We start from the raw sequence: 19240 nt of genomic DNA, 5'->3' as shown, positions 1-19240 counted from the left end.
CGCTTACGTTCCGTCTACTTTTTAAGCGTTAATTGTATTTCAGGGCAGGGGATATTCGTGAATGCCATTGCCGTCGCGCCGGCGATCGGGCTGAAGCGCTCGATTGACCATGTGACTGACCAACCCAAAGTAATCGTTGATCGTTCGACCAGCGCCGTACCGGTCAAGTCGGACACTGTTTCGTCAGATGCCGACGCGCCGAAGCCTGCCTATCCCGCGGCCGCCGAACTGCCGACTCAAGTGGGTCCCAAGGGACTGCGCTTCGACTTCAACGATGGCGCCCGGGTATTTTGTCCCGAGGCCGAAACTCCCTGGCGCGTGCGGATTTGGGACGCCGAGTGTGGCAATCTTCTTTTCGAGACGCAGTTCGCGGGCGGCCGCGTCAACAGCTCAAAGCGATACTACGTTCGTTTCCGGATCGAGGTTCTGCAGGGCGATGATGTCGTCTTCTCGCACGAGTACGATGCGAGGGACCGTCACGTCCTGATCCAGCTTCCGATCGGCACCCTGGGCGACACGATCGGCTGGTTTCCCTATGTGGCGAAGTTCGGGGAAGCGCACGGGTGCAGGCTGACCTGTGCGATGGCGGAAAAGTTGATTCCGCTGTTCCGGGATGCGTATCCCGAGATCAACTTCGTCACCCACGAGGAAATTCAGACCGACCGCTACTACGCCACGTACAGCGTCGGATTGTTCTTCGACGACAAGAACTTCGTGTTCCAGCCGTGCGACTTCCGCCATGTCGGGCTGCACCGGACCGCGGGATACATCCTCGGCGTAGATCCCGTCGAGGTGGCGCCCCGCATCTCGCTTGCAGACGACCGCAGGCCGTTTCCCGAGCCTTACGTATGCATCGCGGTGCAGAGCACCACGCAATGCAAATACTGGAATAACCCCGCCGGCTGGCGGGAGCTGACCGGCTTTCTCACGCAAGCCGGCTACCGCGTGATCTGCATCGATCAGAAGCCGACGCACGGCCACGAGCTGGTATGGAATCACATTCCCAACGGCGCGGAGGACTGGACGGGTGATCGGCCGATCCAGGAGCGGGCGAATCTGCTCAAGCACGCGGCGTTTTTCGTCGGCCTTTCCAGCGGGCTGTCATGGCTGGCCTGGGCGGTCGGCACGCCGGTCGTGATGATCTCGGGATTCACGCATCCGACAAATGAATTTGCTACGCCGTACCGGGTCATCAACTATCACGCCTGCAACAGCTGCTGGAACGATCCGGCGGTTCGATTCGACCACAAGGATTTTTTCTGGTGCCCCCGCCACAAGGGGACGCCGCGTCAGTTCGAATGCACAAGGCTGATCACCGTGGATCATGTGAAATCGGTGATCAGGACTATTCCCGGATTCAAGCTCTAGCCGATTTTTTCAAGAACTGACCTTTTTCATTGGGGGAGCGCTGCCATGAGCACCACTTTTGTAAGCTCGGGTGTTACCAGCTCAGGATTGATCGAAACGGGCGGCAACACCCTCGAGGTCCTCAGCGGAGGCCACGCGGTCCAGACGACGCTGAGCGGTGGCCAGCTCCTGGTCGATGCCGGCGGCTATGCGGTAGGGACCACGATTTCCAGTGGCGGCAGCGTGACGATCAGCGCGGGCGGCGGGGCCGATCATCTCGCCATCTCAAGCGGCGGCACGCTCAACGTGGCAGGTATTGTCAACAGCAATACCGCTGTGTTCACCGGCGGTGTCGAGAACATCGAGGCTGGCGGGTTCATCTCCGGTGCCGTCGGATCCGGAACGGGAATTTCGGGCGGAACGGTCAACGTGCTGGCGGGTGGCTCAGCCAGCTATCTCAGCGTGTCCAGTGGCGGCATCTTCAACGTGGCCGGCACAACACTCAGCATGATTGGGGTTCGTGACGGCGGCGTCGAAAACGTGCTGTCGGGCGGTTTCATTTCGGGCGCGACAAGCTCCGGGACCGGGGTTTCCGCCGGCGGCATATTGAACCTTCAGGCCGGCGGTTCCGCCGTCCACGTCGGTGTTTCAAGCGGCGGCACGTTCAATGTTGCCGGCCGCGTGCTCAGCAACACCGCGATCTACAGCGGCGGCGTCGAAAATATCCTGTCGGGCGGATCGATCTCCGGAGCGAGCGGATCCGGGACCGGCGTTTCGGGCGGCACGTTGAACCTGCTGGCCGGCGGCTCGGCATCCTATGTGGGCGTCTCGAGCGGCGGTGTCTTCAATGTTGCCGGTACGGTGCTGAGCTCTGTCGGCGTGTATAGCGGCGGCGTCGAGAACGTGCTCTCGGGCGGCGTGGTCCTCGGCGTGTCCGGAGGTTTCGGCACCGCGATCTCCGGCGGCACGGTGAACGTGCAGGCGGGCGGGTCCGCGACCGCAATGTTCGTCTATGCCGGCGGTGTGATGAACGACAGCGGTGTCGTCACCAACCAGTTCGTGCTCAGCGGCGGCGTGGAAACCGTTTCGTCCGGTGGTCTTGCGTCGGGGGCACAAATCTCGGCCGGCGGTCTGCTCGACGTTCTCGCCGGGGGCTCGGCGACGGGGATCGGCGATGCCGGGAGGGTCGTCATCGAAGCCGGCGGCATTGCCGACCACATCCTGGTTTCGTCCGGCGGCGTGCTCAGCGTCGGCGGCACCATTACCAGCAATACCGGCGTGTTGGCCGGCGGCGTCGAGACTGTCTTGTCCGGCGGGCTCATCTCTGGTGCGGCCGGGTCCGGAACGGGAATTTCGGGCGGCACGATCAACCTGCAGGCCGGCGGATCGGCCTTCTACGTCGGCGTTTCGAGCGGCGGCACGTTCAACGTGTCCGGTTATGTGGGCGCAGGGTCCGTATACAACGGAGGCGTGGAAACCGTTTATTCGGGTGGGCTGATCTCGGGTGGCGCTGGAATCGGAACAGGAGTCTCGGCCGGCGGCACACTGACCGTACTCGCGGGCGGCTCGGCCGCATGGGTGGGCGTTTCGAGTGGCGGCGTTTTCAACGTGTCCGGCACCTTCCTCAACAATGGCGGCGTCTATGCCGGCGGCGTGGAGAACGTCTATTCGGGCGGTTTGATCTCGGGCGCGAGCGGATCCGGAACGGGAGTTTCGGGCGGCACGCTCAACCTGTTCGCGGGCGGCTCGGCCGCCTTCGTCGGCGTATCGAGCGGCGGCACGTTCAACGTAGCGGGCACTGTTCTCAGCAATGTGGCCGTTTGGGCCGGCGGTGTCGAAAACATTCTTTCAGGTGGTGTTGTCACCGGCGTCACAAGCTCGGGGACGGGCATATCCGGCGGTACCGTCAACGTATTCGGCGGCGGCGCGCTGGATCACGCGACGGTCTCCAGCGGTGGCGTTCTGAACGTCTCCGCCGGTGGTACGGCGCACCACCTGACGGTGTCGGGCGGCGGCACCATGAATGTCAGAGGCACGACCACCAGCAACGTGTTGGTCACGGACGGTGGTGTCGAGAACGTGTTTTCCGGAGGACTGATCTCCGGAACTTCCGGCTCAGGCACCGTCATTTCCTCCGGCGGCATCGTGAACCTGCAGGCCGGTGGCGCTGCGGCCTATCTGACCGTTTCGAGCGGCGGCACGTTCAATGTGTCGGGCACCGTGCTCAGCAATGTGACCGTTTCTGCCGGCGGCGTTGAGAACATCTTCTCGGGGGGCGTTGTCGGCGGCGCGTCAGGCTCCGGGACGTCCATTTCCGGCGGCACACTCAACGTCCTTGCGGGCGGTTCACTTGCTCACGTGACGGCCTGGAGTGGTGGCGCTCTGAACGTCTCCGCCGGCGGTACCGCGCACAACATCACGGTGTCGAGCGGCGGCATCATGACTGTTGCGGGCACCATCACCAGCAACACGTTGATCATGGACAGCGGCGTGGAGAACGTGCTGTCCGGCGGACTGATCACCGGCTCGACGAGTGGCGGCGCGACCACCGTTTCCGCGGGAGGCGTATTGAACGTCCTGGCCGGCGGCTCGGCGGCGTTCGTCGGCGTGTCCAGCGGCGGTACCTTCAATGTCGCGGGCAATGTGCTCAGCAATACAGCAGTCTTTAGCGGTGGCATCGAGAACGTCTTGTCCGGGGGATCGATCTCGGGAGCGAGCGGATCCGGGACCGGGGTTTCGGGCGGCACCTTGAACTTGTCGGCTGGCGCCACGGCTTCCTTTGTCGGCGTGTATAACGGCGGCATCTTCAATGTTGCGGGCACCGTGCTGAGAAATAACGGCGTCAATGCCGGCGGTGTCGAGAACGTGCTGTCCGGCGGCCTGATCACCGGAGCCATCAGCTCCGGGACCGGCGTCAACTCGGGCGGCGTATTGAACGTCCAGGCCGGCGGCTCGGCGGCGTTCGTCGCCGTTTCGAGCGGCGGCACGCTCAACGTGTCGGGCACCGTGCTCAGCACGGTCGGCGTCTATGCCGGCGGCGTCGAGAATGTCTTCTCGGGTGGCGTCGTCACCGGCACATCGGTCTCCGGCACGGGCACGGGCATAGCCGGCGGCACGGTCAACGTATTCTCGGGCGGTGCGCTGGCCCACGCGGGGGTGTCCAGCGGCGGCGTCCTGAATGTTTTCGCCGGCGCTACGGTGCACGACGTCGGGGTGTCGAGCGGCGGCACGTTCAACGTTGCCGGCACGGTGACCAGCCACGTCGCGGTATTTGCCGGCGGCACCGAGATCGTATCGTCGGGCGGCTCCACGGGACCGGTCATCATTTCCGGCGGATTGCTCGAATTGCAGGCCGGGAGCGTCGCGAGCGGCGGCATCATCTTCAGCGGCTCGGGCGGGCAGCTCAAGATCGATGGCACGTCGATATCCACCACCATCAGCGGGCTGGTGCTGGGCGACAGCATCGATCTGGCAGGCCTCAATTTCGTATCCGGCGGGTCGGCGACCTTGCTCCCGGGCAATATCCTGCATGTCACGGAGGGGGCTTCCACCTTCGACCTGCAGCTCGATCAGACGCCCGGCGTGCGGTTCGGCGTCAGCGCGGATTCCGGCACCGGCACGCTGATCACGGCGCGTGCCGATAGCGCGCCGGTCACGTCCGCGTCCAACATCCAGGCGAGCCTCGGCCAGAGTTTCGTGACGGCTTCCAGCCTCTTCAGCGTGTCGGACGCCGACGGCGATACGATCACCCAATACGCGTTCTGGGACACCGAGGGTAACGGACATTGGGCCATCAACGGTGCCACCCAGGCCACCAACGCCGAGATCGATGTGTCCGCGGCGAACCTGTCGCAGGTCAGCTACGTATTTGGTCCAACTGGATCGACGGATTCCCTCTACGTCCGGGCCAACGACGGTACGCTTTGGGGCGGCTGGACCAAATTTACGGCAACGGCATTTGCGGACACCGCACCGACGGTGAGCGCAAGCAACGTGACTGCGGCGCACGGTCAGACATCGGTTGCCGCATCGAGCCTGTTCACGGTCTCCGATCCGGATCCCGATACGATGACCCAGTTTGCGTTCTGGGACACCGGCGGAAACGGCCACTGGGTGGTGAACGGTGTCGCCCAGGCTGCCGGCGTCGAGATCGACGTTCCAGCGTCGCAACTGTCGCAGGTGAGCTACGTCTTCGGGCCGACAGGGTCGGCCCCTGACACGCTGTATGTCAGGGCGAATGACGGAACGTTGTGGGGAGGTTGGAAGAGCTTCACGGCAACGCCGGGACCCGAGGTTGCCCCGGTCGTCACGGCATCGAACGTGACCGCGCTTCATGGGCAGACGTCGGCTCTCGCCTCGAACCTGTTCTCGGTCACCGACAACGACAGCGACGCCATCACCCAATACGCCTTCTGGGACACCGGTGGGAACGGCCACTGGGTTGTGAATGGTGTCGCCCAATCCGCCGGCGTCGAGATCGACGTTGCGGCGGCGAACCTGTCGCAGGTGAGCTACGTGTTCGGCCCGGGCGGCTCGACGCCCGATACGCTCTACGTGCGGGCCAATGACGGAACGTTGTGGGGGGCCTGGACAGCGTTCACGGCAACGCCGGGACCCGACATTGCTCCGGTCGTCACGGCATCGAACGTGACGGCGCTCCATGGGCAGACGTCGGCTCTCGCCTCGAACCTGTTCTCGGTCTCGGATAGCGAGAACGATACGATCACCCAGTACGCCTTCTGGGATACCGGCGGAAACGGCCACTGGGTGGTGAATGGTGTCGCGCAGTCCGCCGGCGTCGAGATCGACGTTGCGGCGGCGAACCTGTCACAGGTGAGCTACGTGTTCGGACCGGGTGGCTCGACGCCCGATACGCTGTATGTGCGCGCCAATGACGGCTCGAAGTGGAGCACCTGGACCGCGTTCACGGCAACGCCGGGACCCGACATTGCTCCGGTCGTCACGGCGTCGAACGTGACGGCGCTCCATGGGCAGACGTCGGCTCTCGCCTCGAACCTGTTCTCGGTCTCGGACAGCGAGAACGATACGATCACCCAGTATGCCTTCTGGGATACCGGCGGAAACGGCCACTGGGTGGTGAACGGTGTCGCCCAGTCCGCCGGCGTCGAGATCGACGTTGCGGCGGCGAACCTGTCGCAGGTGAGCTACGTGTTCGGACCGGGCGGCTCGACGCCCGATACGCTGTATGTGCGCGCCAATGACGGCTCGAAGTGGAGCACCTGGACCGCGTTCACGGCAACGCCGGGACCCGACACTGCTCCGGTCGTCACCGCATCGAACGTGACGGCACTCCATGGCCAGACGTCGGCTCTCGCCTCGAACCTGTTCACGGTCACGGACAGTGAGAACGATACGATCACCCAGTACGCCTTCTGGGACACCGGCGGAAACGGCCACTGGGTGGTGAATGGCGTCGCCCAGTCCGCCGGCGTCGAGATCGACGTTGCGGCGGCGAACCTTTCGCAGGTGAGCTACGTGTTCGGACCGGGCAGCTCGACCCCCGATACGCTCTACGTGCGGGCGAAGGATGGCGGATCGCCGTGGAGCACCTGGACCGCGTTCACGGCAACGCCGGGACCCGACATTGCTCCGGTCGTTACGGCATCGAACGTGACCGCGCTCCATGGGCAGACGTCGGCTCTCGCCTCGAACCTGTTCTCGGTCTCGGATAGCGAGAACGATACGATCACCCAGTACGCCTTCTGGGATACCGGCGGAAACGGCCACTGGGTGGTGAATGGTGTCGCGCAGTCCGCCGGCGTCGAGATCGACGTTGCGGCGGCGAACCTGTCACAGGTGAGCTACGTGTTCGGACCGGGTGGCTCGACGCCCGATACGCTGTATGTGCGCGCCAATGACGGCTCGAAGTGGAGCACCTGGACCGCGTTCACGGCAACGCCGGGACCCGACATTGCTCCGGTCGTCACGGCGTCGAACGTGACGGCGCTCCATGGGCAGACGTCGGCTCTCGCCTCGAACCTGTTCTCGGTCTCGGACAGCGAGAACGATACGATCACCCAGTACGCCTTCTGGGATACCGGCGGAAACGGCCACTGGGTGGTGAATGGTGTCGCGCAGTCCGCCGGCGTTGAGATCGACGTTGCGGCGGCGAACCTGTCACAGGTGAGCTACGTGTTCGGACCGGGCAGCTCGACGCCCGATACGCTGTATGTGCGGGCCAATGACGGCTCGAAGTGGAGCACCTGGACCGCGTTCACGGCAACGCCGGGACCCGACACTGCTCCGGTCGTTGTCGCATCGAACGCAAACGTAACCGGAGTTCACGACCATTCGGTCGCGGCCTCGGGCCTGTTCTCGGTCACGGACAGCGAGAACGATACGATCACCCAGTACGCGTTCTGGGACACCGGAGGAAACGGTCACTGGGTGGTGAATGGCGTTGCCCAGGCCGCCAACACCGAGATCGATGTGAGCGCGGCGAACCTGTCACAGGTGAGCTACGTGTTCGGCCCCGGTGGCTCGCCATCGGATACGCTCTGGGTTAAGGCCAATGACGGCAGCATGTGGAGCTCCTGGAAGAGCTTCACGGCCACCGCAACGAACCAGGCGCCGACAGTCTCGGTCTCGAACGTGACGACGGTGTCGGGACAGGTCTTCGCGGCTTCGAGCCTGGTCAGCGCGACGGACGCGGATGGCGATACCATAACGAAATATGCGTTGTGGGATTCCAACACGAACGGGCGTTGGAGCGTCAACGGAGTGAACCAGTCTGCGAATACGGAGATCGACGTCACTTCGGCACAACTTGCCCAGACGACCTATCAGGCCGGCTCCGGCACCGACCAACTCTGGATCCGGGCGTATGATGGCAGTGCGTGGGGTGTCTGGCAGCCTTTCAACGTCACGGGAGAGAGCCCCAGCAGCGCCACCATCGCAGCGGGCACCACCCTGGAATTGACGGGGGCTTCGAACGCCGCCGTTACGTTCCTGGGCAGCACGGGGACGCTGAAGCTCGACAATTCCGCGAGCTTCACCGGAACTGTCGCCGGGATGTCCGGTTCGGACACGATCGATTTCGCGAATATCAATTTCGCGAACGTTCAAACGCCGACCTTCAGCGGTGACAGCACGCACGGAACGCTCACGGTGACGGACGGCACTGTCACCGCCAGTATTGCGCTGCTGGGCAACTACATGGCTTCCACATTCACGGCCTCGAGCGACGGCCATGGTGGTACCTCGGTCGTCGATCCGCCGGCGATGCAGGTCAGTCAGCTTGCGCAGCCGCAGCATGCGTAAGGGCTTGAGATAGGCGGCTGTGGAGGGCCTGTTGCGGGCCCTCCGCAACCAAGATCGCTCAACCGGCAAAGATGAAAAGGCCCGCCTCCTGGCGGGCCTTTTTCCTGTCTTGCAGCGCTTCCGCGATGCCGCTCAACACTTAACGCCTGCTCAGTACCTGATCACAGCGACGAGCCGTTACAGGCCTGCCTCCGCCGCCTGGTCGTCCACATTCGGGTCGGCCGCGGCGGTGGCCCAGGCGAGCTCGACGAGGGTGACGATCCGCCGACCGGCACCGTCGAGCTGGCAGACGATCAGGCCTTGTTCCTCGATGTATGTCAGAAGATGCCGGGCGCGGCGCAGCGAATGCGTGCCGTAGGCGCGGGCGATCGCGGCATCGCTCGGGCACGGCCAGCCCTCTTTCGCGGCGCGGGCGATCATCATGAAGACGCCCTGCATGTCCTCGGGCAGCAGGGCGGCGCGCAGCGAGACGTCCTGCCAGGCGTCGTCCTCCGCGACATCGGCGCCGAGCCCGGCGCGGGCGCGCGTCAGAATCCGGCGGAAGTCGGTCAGCTCCGGCACCACGGCACCGAGACCCTCGATCCGGCAGCGGACCACGAACTCCTGATAGAGCACGCCGATGGCGCGGAAGCCGGCGTCGGGTTCGGCGAGGATGGCGCGCAGGATACGGTCCAACCGTTCCCGCCGCTCGGCCAATTGCTCGGCGCTCGGCGGCGGCTCCGCAGCTTCGGGATCTGGCTCCGCTGCCGGCTGCTTGGCGGCCATCAACTGGCTGAGCAGGTCCGGCGACGGCACCCGGCGCTGCGGCCGCACCGCTTCCGGCGGCGGAGCGGCGAGGATGATCGCGCGTGCGTCCTCCAGTGTCGCTTCAGGCAGCGGCATCAACCGCGGCGCCGCATTGCGCGGCTGGGTGTCGGTCGGACCGATGCGCAAGCCCAGCGGACGGCGGGAGAGTGCAGGTCCCAGCGCCATGAATTGACCGCGCTCGAGGTCGCGGAAGGCTTCCGCCTGCCGCCGTTCCATGCCGAGCAGGTCGGCGGCGCGCGCCATGTCGATATCGAGGAAGGTGCGGCCCATCAGGAAGTTCGACGCTTCGGCCGCGACATTCTTGGCGAGCTTCGCCAGCCGCTGGGTTGCGATGATCCCGGCAAGCCCGCGCTTGCGGCCGCGGCACATCAGATTGGTCATCGCGCCGAGCGAAAGCTTGCGCGCCTCGTCGGACACCTCGCCAGCGACCGCCGGCGCGAACAGCTGCGCCTCGTCCACCACCACCAGCATCGGATACCAGTGATCGCGGGCGACGTCGAACAGCCCGCCGAGGAAGGCCGCGGCGCGCCGCATCTGGTTCTCGGCGTCGAGCCCTTCGAGATTGAGCACCGTGGAGACGCGATGGATGCGCACGCGCTCGCCGGCGACCTGCAGGCTGCGCTCGGTGTGGTCCTCGGCGTCGATGACGAGGTGGCCGAATCGTTCGGCCAGGGTGACGAAATCACCTTCGGGATCGATGATGGTCTGCTGCACCCAGGGGGCGCTCTGCTCCAGCAGCCGGCGCAGCAGATGGGATTTGCCGGAACCCGAATTGCCTTGTACCAAGAGGCGTGTCGCCAATAGCTCCTCGAGGTCGATGGCCGCCGAAGCGCCGGCCGTCGTTTGTCCCATCTCGATCGCTACGGTCATGTCCCGACTCAAATTGCCCTTGCGGAGAGGCGGCTTAACAAGCTGATCGCGCCGCGTCGAGCGAACCCCACCATCATCCCCAGGCGCGGCCGGGAGGCGGACGGTGTTGATGCTCGCCGGACGAGATGAAGATTGATCGAGCCACTACAACGTGTTTAGCTTGCATGTCTGATGTAGATTTTTTCGAACCAGTTCCTGTTCAGCTGCGCGATCCGGCCCGGTTCGGACCCGCTCTTATTCAATCAGCCCGTCGAACTCTCAGCCCGTCGAACTCAATGTCTGAGTTCAACTACGACGCATTCATTTCCTACATTCTTCCCGATCCAAACGGGATTGATCCCTGCTTGCAAGGCTCGCGTTGTCGAAGGCATCCGCCAAAAATCGAAGGTTTCACGGATCTTATCCTCGCTCACGCGCGTATGCGGCGGAGCGATCCTGATGTCGGGAGCGAGATGGTCGATCGCGCAAATCTTCCTGGTGCCGGTGCTGAACTTCGCCGTTATCGCGTTCGGGCTGGTCTCGGCGCCCCTCGGCGACGGGATCTGGGACCAGGCCTCCTGGATCGCACTTGCCGTGCCGCATCATCGCTTTCTACATATTCCGGCTCTCCGAGCGTCCTTCGTAGAAGGAGCGGGCGTTCGCAGTGACGTCGATGTGATCGGCGTCGCTATTCTTGTGCCGGATACCTCCGTCCCGTTTGCCGGTGGTGTCTCGGCGCGCAAACCTCGGCATAGTCCGCCGCACAAAAGAAACGTGCGAGGAAACATGACTGAGAGCACCGTCGATACACTTGCGCCGTCGGTCGCGGCGCCTGGTGCAGTGTCGCCGCGAAAAGTGTTTTGGGCGACCTGGTTCGGCTGGATGCTCGATGGCTTCGATTCCTCGATGTACGCCTACATCCTGGTCGGCGCGTTGAGCGAATTGCTGCCTGCCAGCGGCATCGAGCCGAGCAAGGCCAATATCGGCATCTATGGCGGGCTGTTGTTCTCGATCTTCATGCTGGGCTGGGCCTGCTCGATGGTCTGGGGCTGGGCTGCTGATCGTTACGGGCGGGTCCGGATCATGTGCTGGACGGTGCTGGTCTACTCGCTGTTCACGGCGCTATGCGGGCTTGCGACCGGTATCGTGATGTTCGCATTGTTTCGCTTTGTTGCCGGCTTCGGAATCGGCGGCGAATGGGCCGCGGGCACGCCGCTGCTGCAGGAATCCGTGCCGGAGAATACGCGGGTGCGGCTCGCCGGATGGCTGCACACGGCGACGCCGACCGGGCTGTTCCTCGCTGCCGCCGTGACGCTTGCGATCGGCAGCACGCTCGGCTGGCGCGGCATGTTCCTGCTCGGCATTCTGCCCGCGCTGCTGATCGCGTATCTGCGCAGCAACATTCCCGAACCCGAGCGCAGGGCTGCGCACGAGCAGCCGTCGGTCGCGGCCTTGTTTGCCGGCGATCAGGCGCGCACCACCTGGGCCGCGGCGCTGATGATGGCCTGCATCATCTTCGGCCTGTGGTCGTCGAACTTCTGGGCCCCGACCGTGATCTCGACCAAGCTCTTCGCCGCGGGCGCGACGCCGGCGCATGCGCAGGAGATGGGCGCGGTGGCCGGCCTGATCACCAATGTCGGCACGCTGATCGGCTGCCTCCTTGTACCATGGCTAACTACCTGGCTCGGCAGCCGGCGCCGCACCGCGGTGCTGTTCTTCGTCGGCGGGCTGATCTCCGTCGTGGTCTCCTATGAGGTCGCGATCGAATGGCTCGACAGCCTGACGCTGTTCATGGTGCTGCTGCCGGTGCTCGGCTTCTTCACCAATGGTGTGTTCGGCCTGTTCACGATCTGGCTGCCGGAGATGTTTCCTTCGGCGCTGCGCGGCTCGGGCTCCGGCTTCGCCTTCAGCATGGGCCGCGTGCTCGGCGCCGCCGGCCCGACCCTGATCGGCGCGCTCGCCGCCCGCACCGGCAGCTTCCCGCTGGCGATTTCGATGCTGTCGCTGATCTATATAGTCGGCCTGCCGCTGATCGCCCTGGCGCCGGAGACGGCCGGCAAGCCGCTGGCGAGATAGCAGGCTACTTTGCACGTTGCGCGCGGCTTCGGCCGCGCGCCGTCACTTACTCCGCTGGCTTCGCGGTCGCTGGCGTCTGCGCAGCTACGGGTACCTTCGCGGGCGCCTTGTCGACCTTCTTCGACCAGGAGCGGTAATAGGCGAGTGCGGTCATCAGCACGATGCCAACAATGCTGACCGCGATCTGCATCCAGATGCTGCCGGAGACCTCGACCAGCAGCACATGCGCGATGACCGCGAGGAAAACGCCGGTGCAGAACACTTCGAGCGACTGCTGGCCGCATTTGATGATCGGCTGGAAGATCGGCCATTCATATCCGGGCCATTCGCGCGGCAGGAAGCGGGTGACGAAGAAGGCGAGGACGATGAAGTGCAGCACGCGATAAGGCGCAAGGTTGGTCTTGTCGTTCGGATTGAAGGCGTCATAGAGCCAGGCCGGCATCGCCTGTCCGAGCTCCGGGAAGCGGCCCGCCAAGGTCATGACCAGCGCGAACAGCAGATAGGCGCCGCCGAGCCAAAGGAAGGCGCGCGAGCGGATGAACGTGATCGATTCGCTGGCGCCGCCGAGCGCGAACCAGCCGCCGAACACGAACAGGAACTGCCAGCAGAACGGATTGAAATACCATGAGCCGGACGGATAGGCCGGCAGGTTCCAGCCGAAATGGCGTGCCGCGAGATAGAGCAGGAACGAGGCCAGCAGCGTCAGATTGAGCTTGCGCAGCATCGCCCACAGCACCAGCGGATAGCACAGCATCAGCGCGATATAGAGCGGCAGCACATCCATGTTGACCGGCTTGAACGCCAGGATCAGGCCCTGATAGAGCGTCTCGGCCGGATTGTGCATGAAGCCCGCGACGTTGAATTCATCCTGCAGGTTCGGGTCGTGATAGCGCTGGGAGAGATAGCCGATCTCGGCGATATAGATCACGAACAGCAGGACGTGGGCGACATAGATCTGCCAGGCCCGCTTGATCAGGCGGGTGGCGCCGATCACGGTGCCGCGCTCGAGCATCATGCGCGCATAGACGAAGGATGCGGTGTAGCCGGAGATGAACACGAACAGGTCGGCCGCGTCGCTGAAGCCGAAATTCTTCTGCGTGATCCAGTTCACCGCGTTGTTCGGGATGTGATCGAGATAGATCGCCCAGTTGGCGAAGCCGCGCAGCAGATCGAGGCGATAGTCGCGGCCACGCGGCGGCAGAACAGCCTTGACGTCCATCGGTACGCTCCCATCCCGAGTGCCCGCGCGTCCGGTCGCGGGTCGCCCATGACGTCATACTAGAGCAGGATTTCGACGGTTGTGTATTGGTTTTCGGAAGAGGTGGCAGTCAACGCTGCCGAACCACGATGAATTTGGATCAAATCGTTCAAGCCGCGAACCACGCGGTGCGTAGGATGGGTAGAGCGCAGCGAAACCCATCACTCCGTGCCAGCCCGACGAATGATGGGTTTCGCTTGCGCTCTACCCATCCTGCGAGAGCCTACGAGAATTGGCCGTGCACCGGCGCGGCTAACGCTGCACAAACCCGTTATGCAGCGTGGTGAACAGCGCCTTGCCCTTCTTCACCAGATCGTATTTGCGGCCGTAAAGCAGCCAGACCGCGGTGAGGTGGCACATTCCGCCCATCATCAGCGACATCGCGGTGTAGGGATCGAGATTGCGGCGATAGGTGCCGGCGCGGCTCGCCTGCCTGATCAGCTGCACATAGCGCAGCGCGTATCTGTCGACCGCCTTCTTGATCCGCGGCTCGCCGGCAAGCACGCTCGGCCAGATCTCGAGGAAGAATACCCGGCCCCAGCTCGGGTTGTCCTTGATGTACTGGAAGTTGGTGAGGAAGATGATGCGGAGCTGCTCGACGGGATCGCCACCCTTGGCCAGCAGCGGCTCGGTCTTCTGATACAGCGCCTCGAAATTGCCTTCGGGCACATCGAGCACCAGCGCGCGCTTGTCCTCGAAATAATCATAGATGCTGGAGAGCGGCACTTTCGCAGCGGCGGCGACCTCGGTGAGCGAGGTCCCGTCGATGCCTTTTTCGCCGAACAGCTTGGTGGCCGCGGTGAGGATCTGCTCGCGCCGGTCGCGGCTGCGTTGCTGCTTGAGCTTGAGTGTCGTCCCCGAAGCCACGGTGGTCTCCAAGAGCGTTTTCGCGCGAACTGGATACCGGTTCGCGCAAGGAAGACGCGTCAAAGCAAGAATCTCATCCCGTAAAAACAGTAAGGCAGCGGGATCGGAACACAAGCGCTATTGCGACGGCATACAGCGGTAAAGCCTGTGGGTCAGAGCGGCGCGTTCCGCCGCTCATGTGTGCGGAACGCGTTGCGGGCAATGATCTGGCGCATGATCTCCGAGGTGCCGTCCAGAATGCGGACCACCCGTGTTTCCCGCCAGATACGCTCGATCGGCAGATCCCTGGAATAACCGGCACCGCCGAACAGCTGCATGGTCGTGTCGGCGACGCGCTGCACCATGTCGGCGCCGGTATATTTGGAGAGCGCCGCCGCCGCGGTGCGGGCGGCGGCATCGCCCTGGTCGTAACGCCAGGCCGCCTCATAGGCGACAAGCCGCGCGGCATGCAGCGAACTCGCCATGTCGGCAATCTGCCATTCGATGCCCTGATGGTCGCGCAGTTTGCGTCCGAACGACTCGCGTTCCGAGACATGGTCGAGAGCGTAGTCCAGCAGCTGGCTCGCCGCGCCGACGCAATAGGCGCCCCAATGGGTGCGCCCGGCATCCAGGCACCGCATCGCGATGGCGAATCCTTCGCCCTCCTGTCCCAGCAGATTTTCGCGCGGAACACGGCAATCCTCGAAGATCACCTCAGCATGCTCCGAGCCGCGTCCGGCGGCCATCTCGACCACGCGGCCGATGGCAAGGCCCGGCGTCTTTGCGTCGACGACAAAGGCCGCGATGCCCTTGGCGCCGGCGGAGGGATCGAGCGTGGCGAACACGGTGAAGACGCCGGCTGCGGGCGCATTGGTGATGTAGGTCTTGCGGCCGTCGAGCACGTAATGATCGCCGTCCCGCCGCGCCCGGGTCTGGATCCGGGCGGCATCGGATCCGGCATTGGGCTCGGTCAGCGCGAACGCGCCGATCACCCGTCCGCTGGCGAGCTCCGGGAGCCATCGGTCGCGAACCGCCGGCTGGGCGTAGAACTCGATCGCCTTCGAGCCGATGTGAACGTTGACCCCGCTCAGATAGTAGAAGGCGGTGTGGGCCTTCGCGAGCTCCTCGATCGCGATGCAGCTGCCCAGCATCGAGAGGCCGACGCCGCCGAATTGCTTCGGCGTGTTGGTGCCGAACAATCCCATCCTGCGCAGGCCGGCGATGGCGCTGTCCGGCACCTTGCCGGTCGCCTCGATCGCGGCATCGTACGGCTGCAGCTCGCGGCGCACGAATTCGCGCACCCGGCCTTGCAGAACGCGGAGGTCGTCGGGAAGCTCAAAATGCATGGCGCACCAAAAGTCGAATAATCTTCGAAAAATGTTGCGCCGCCTTCCGGCAGATGTCAAGGTTTTGCGGAAGTTCCGGAGGACACGGCATGCTCGCAGGCTTGATGCAGCAGGTCCCGCTCACCCTCAATCTGATGAGGGAACGGGTCGCGGATCTCTATCCGAACAAGACAGTGATGACGCGGTATTGCGACCGCATCCATGTCATCAGCTATGCGGAGCTGCTCGGCCGCGCGGGCCAGCTCGCCAACTTCCTCGCCGAGATCGGCGTCGAGCGCGGCATGCGCGTTGCCACGCTGGCCTGGAACTCGCACCGTCACCTCAAGCTTTATGTCGCCGTGCCCTGCATGGGCGCGGTGCTGCACACCATCAATGCGCGCCTGCACGCGCTTGATATCGCAAGACTGCTCCCCCACGCCGAGGATCGGGTGCTGTTCGTCGATCGTTCGATCTGGCGAACCGTCGGGACGGAGATCGAGCTGCGCAACACGTTTGAAGCTCACTAAACGCTTCAACCCAGCTTCCGACCATCGCATCTTCCGCCGCAACTTTGTCCACTTGTTACGGGACAAAACCACGAGTTGTGGACTGGTGACCTGTCGCTTTGGGGAGAAGATCATGCCACGTTCGTTTCAATCCAATTATTCCGTTCGGCTCTTCCTTGGCCTCGCCGCCGCCCTCACGATCGGGCTTGCCTCGCCGGTATCAGCACAACAGGCCACCGGCACCGCGCTGGCCCGCGTGCTCGTGCTCGGTACCGGCGGCACCATCGCCGGGCAGGCCAGCGCACGCGCCGGCAACGCCTATGACTCAGGCAAGGTCAGCGCAGCGAACCTGGTCGCGGCGATCCCGGGCATCGACAAGCTCGCCCAGATGTCGGCCGAGCAGATCTCGTCGATCGGCTCGCAGGACATGAACGACAACGTGTGGTTCGACCTCGTCAAGCGCATCCGCGCGGCCACTGACAACAAGGAGGTCGACGGCGTCGTCATCACCCATGGCACCGACACGATGGAGGAGACCGCGTTCTTCCTGCAAAACGTGCTCGACACCGACGTCCCGATCGTGCTGGTCGGATCGATGCGGCCCTCGACCGCGATCGGCGCCGACGGTCCGGCCAATCTCTACGAGGCGATGCGGGTCGCCTCCGCGCCGGAATCCCGCGGCCGCGGCGTGCTCGTGGTGCTCAACGACACCATCCATGCCGCGCGCTGGGTGCAGAAGACCAATACCACCAGCGTCGAGACCTTCCGCTCGCCCGACGCCGGGCCGGTCGGCTATGTCGACACCGGCTCGCTGCGCTTTCTGCAGCCGGCCGCTCCAGCCAGGGGTACCAAGCTGAAATTGCCGGATGCGCCGCCCTTGCCGCGGGTCGACATCATCTATTCGCACGCCAACATGGACGCCGCTGAGGTCGAGGATGCGGTCAAGCGCGGCGCCAAGGGCATCGTGCTGGCCGGCGTCGGCGACGGCAATTCATCGAAGGGCGCGATCGATGCGCTGGCCGTCGCGGCGAAGCAGGGCGTCGTGGTGGTGCGTTCGACCCGGGTCGGCTCAGGCTTCGTGAACCGCAACGTCGAGGTCGAGGACGACAAGCTCGGCTTCGCGGTCTCGCTCGATCTCAACCCGCAGAAGGCGCGGGTATTGCTCGAGCTGCTGATCGCGAACGGCATCACCGAGCCGTCGGCGGTTCAACAGGCGTTCGCGCGGTAGACCACCGGTTTTGAGGCGCCTGCCGGCTTCGCCTGCGCGGCCTTTTTCGCCGCGCGCCGCGCCGCGAGCAGCAGGGCGCGCGCTTCCGCGATGCGCGACATCACGGTAGTGACGGGAATGCCGGTGACTTCGGCGATCTCCTTGTAGGAGAGATCGATCATTTCGCGCAGGGCGATGACTTCGCGGAGCGGCGCGGGCAGGTCGGCGACCAGTTGCCGGATTGTTGCGCTGTCGCGCCGTTCTGGCGCTGCATTCTCGCCGGCTGGTTCTTCGAGTTTCTCCTGGCAGACGGCTTTGAGGATCGCGAGCAGCCACGGCCTGATGGCCGGGCCGCGAAGGCCGTCGAACCGGCGCAGTGCGCGCCGATAGCATTCCTGCACGGCCAGTTCGGCGTCCGCCTCGGTCCGCATCAGCACCTGGGCGAACGCATAGGCATCGTCGAGACACGGCAGCGCCGCGTCGCGAAACTGCTGCGCCGTTTTATTCCCGGCTTTCGCACTTCGCATCATAGGGTTGCATCTCGTGAATAGCTTTACCGGCAATCGGCGCAGTGGTATCAGGCTCCGCGCCGGAGTCGTGGACCGTCGCGCCAAGCGTAGGGACAGGAACGACGTGCGCACACGACATGCGCGCGGCGGGCAGCAAGCGAGCGATCGTGTCAGCCTTGATCGATCGGGCGTTCGGAGCACGGATCATGTCCGAGACACAGGTGCCCAACCGGTTCTCGATCTTCCATCATGGGCTGGCGAAAGGGCCGGCCTATGAGGCTTGGCGCGAAGGGATTTGTCGCGGCTTTTGCCGGCTCGACGTCGGACCGACCGACGACAACCGCATTGACTGCCACAACGAGTTCACGCTGCTGCATACCGTCGCCATCGCGACGCCGCGCGGCGGCTCGGCCCGCTTCGCCCGCACCCGCGCGCTTCTGAATGACGGCTGCGACGATCTTGTCCTGATCTTCGCGACGCGCGGCACGGTGCAGGTCACGCAGGCAGACAAGGCGATCGAGCTTCAGCGCGGCCAGATGTGCCTCACCGAAATGAATATCGTCGGCACCGCCGATCTCACCCGGTCGGGCAGCTTTACGACGACGCGGTTTCCGCGGCGCCTGCTGCTCCAGGTCGCACCATCGGCGGAGACGCAGCTGGCGCGGGTGCTCGGGCGCGAGCCGACCCTGGGCGCGATGATCGAGCGCTATTCCGCGCTCTGCACCGAGCTTGCCGGCGATCTCGACGTGCCCGGCCAGCGGGCAGCGGCGCATCATCTTGCCGACCTGGTCGGTCTCGTGCTCGGCAGCAGTGCCGAAAGAAAGGAACTGGCGGGACGCGACGGCGCGGCGAAGGCGCGGCTCGATTTGATGAAGGCCGATGTCCTGAAGAATCTCGACAATGGCAAGCTCACGATCGAGGCCATAGCAAAGGCGAATGCGCTGAGCACCCGCCAGGCGCAGCGCCTGTTCGCGTCCGCAGGGACGACGTTCTCGGAGTTCGTCCTCGAGCAGCGCCTGCTGCGGGCGCGCCGGCTGCTGCTGCACGAAGAGGGCGCCGGCCGCAAGGTCAGCGACATCGCCTATACGGTCGGCTTCAACGACCTCTCTTATTTCCATCGCGCGTTCCGCCGGAAGTTCGGCATAGCGCCGGCGGAGATGCAGATGGAACTGGGTCGCAAGCATTGAACACCTGCTGCCGCGGCGCTAGATCAGCAGACCAGCTTCATC

General features: G+C 64.5%; 11 protein-coding genes. 6 read left to right on the top strand and 5 right to left on the bottom strand.

Annotated features, from left to right (window positions below; genetic code table 11):
- Positions 1-57 precede the first annotated feature (57 nt).
- Positions 58-1368: an autotransporter strand-loop-strand O-heptosyltransferase gene (locus tag ACSKB9_RS19210; RefSeq protein WP_438074945.1), complete on the top strand. Its 1311-nt coding sequence runs from the start codon at positions 58-60 to the stop codon at positions 1366-1368.
- A gap of 45 nt (positions 1369-1413) precedes the next feature.
- A complete protein-coding gene (locus ACSKB9_RS19205; RefSeq protein ID WP_438074943.1) occupies positions 1414-8628 on the top strand; it encodes a hypothetical protein in 7215 nt (2404 codons plus the stop codon).
- A gap of 177 nt (positions 8629-8805) precedes the next feature.
- Here ACSKB9_RS19205 and ACSKB9_RS19200 read toward each other — a convergent pair whose 3' ends face one another.
- Complete coding sequence (locus tag ACSKB9_RS19200) at positions 8806-10305, bottom strand: helicase HerA domain-containing protein (RefSeq protein WP_438074941.1); 1500 nt, start codon at positions 10303-10305, stop codon at positions 8806-8808.
- A gap of 438 nt (positions 10306-10743) precedes the next feature.
- Between ACSKB9_RS19200 and ACSKB9_RS19195 the strand changes: the two genes are divergently transcribed.
- Positions 10744-12360, top strand: coding sequence for an MFS transporter (locus tag ACSKB9_RS19195; RefSeq protein ID WP_438074939.1), 1617 nt, complete (start codon positions 10744-10746; stop codon positions 12358-12360).
- Positions 12361-12406: 46 nt separating this feature from the next.
- Here the strand turns inward: ACSKB9_RS19195 and ACSKB9_RS19190 are convergent, their stop codons facing one another.
- The 3 genes from ACSKB9_RS19190 to ACSKB9_RS19180 all read right to left on the bottom strand — a co-directional run bounded on the left by ACSKB9_RS19190 (position 12407) and on the right by ACSKB9_RS19180 (position 15810).
- Positions 12407-13579, bottom strand: a complete 1173-nt coding sequence (locus ACSKB9_RS19190; RefSeq protein WP_438074937.1) for an OpgC domain-containing protein — start codon at positions 13577-13579, stop codon at positions 12407-12409.
- Positions 13580-13870: 291 nt separating this feature from the next.
- Positions 13871-14485, bottom strand: a complete 615-nt coding sequence (locus ACSKB9_RS19185) for a TetR/AcrR family transcriptional regulator (protein WP_438074935.1) — start codon at positions 14483-14485, stop codon at positions 13871-13873.
- Positions 14486-14637: 152 nt separating this feature from the next.
- Positions 14638-15810, bottom strand: coding sequence for an acyl-CoA dehydrogenase family protein (locus ACSKB9_RS19180; protein ID WP_438074933.1), 1173 nt, complete (start codon positions 15808-15810; stop codon positions 14638-14640).
- Between the two features lie 89 nt (positions 15811-15899).
- On the opposite strand from ACSKB9_RS19180, the gene ACSKB9_RS19175 reads away from it, so the two are divergent.
- Both ACSKB9_RS19175 and ACSKB9_RS19170 read left to right on the top strand, forming a co-directional pair.
- Positions 15900-16316, top strand: a complete 417-nt coding sequence (locus ACSKB9_RS19175) for an AMP-binding protein (RefSeq protein WP_438074931.1) — start codon at positions 15900-15902, stop codon at positions 16314-16316.
- Between the two features lie 112 nt (positions 16317-16428).
- Positions 16429-17523 carry an asparaginase gene (locus ACSKB9_RS19170; RefSeq protein WP_438074929.1) on the top strand — a complete coding sequence of 365 codons (1095 nt, stop codon included), beginning with the start codon at positions 16429-16431 and terminating at the stop codon, positions 17521-17523.
- On the opposite strand, the gene ACSKB9_RS19165 is transcribed toward ACSKB9_RS19170, so the two are convergent.
- Positions 17502-18032 (bottom strand): sigma factor-like helix-turn-helix DNA-binding protein, encoded by a 531-nt coding sequence (locus tag ACSKB9_RS19165; protein ID WP_438074927.1) that lies wholly within the window; start codon positions 18030-18032, stop codon positions 17502-17504. The two genes, ACSKB9_RS19170 and ACSKB9_RS19165, sit on opposite strands and share 22 nt — an antisense overlap.
- A gap of 185 nt (positions 18033-18217) precedes the next feature.
- Here ACSKB9_RS19165 and ACSKB9_RS19160 point away from each other — a divergent pair, with 185 nt between their 5' ends.
- On the top strand, positions 18218-19198 hold the full coding sequence (locus tag ACSKB9_RS19160; protein ID WP_438074925.1) for an AraC family transcriptional regulator: 981 nt from the start codon (positions 18218-18220) through the stop codon (positions 19196-19198).
- Positions 19199-19240 lie beyond the last annotated feature (42 nt).

Origin of the sequence: Bradyrhizobium sp. BR 1433 (genome assembly GCF_051547665.1) — a bacterium.
GTDB classification, from domain to species: domain Bacteria; phylum Pseudomonadota; class Alphaproteobacteria; order Rhizobiales; family Xanthobacteraceae; genus Bradyrhizobium; species Bradyrhizobium australafricanum.
This window is presented reverse-complemented; position numbering and strand designations above follow the sequence as displayed.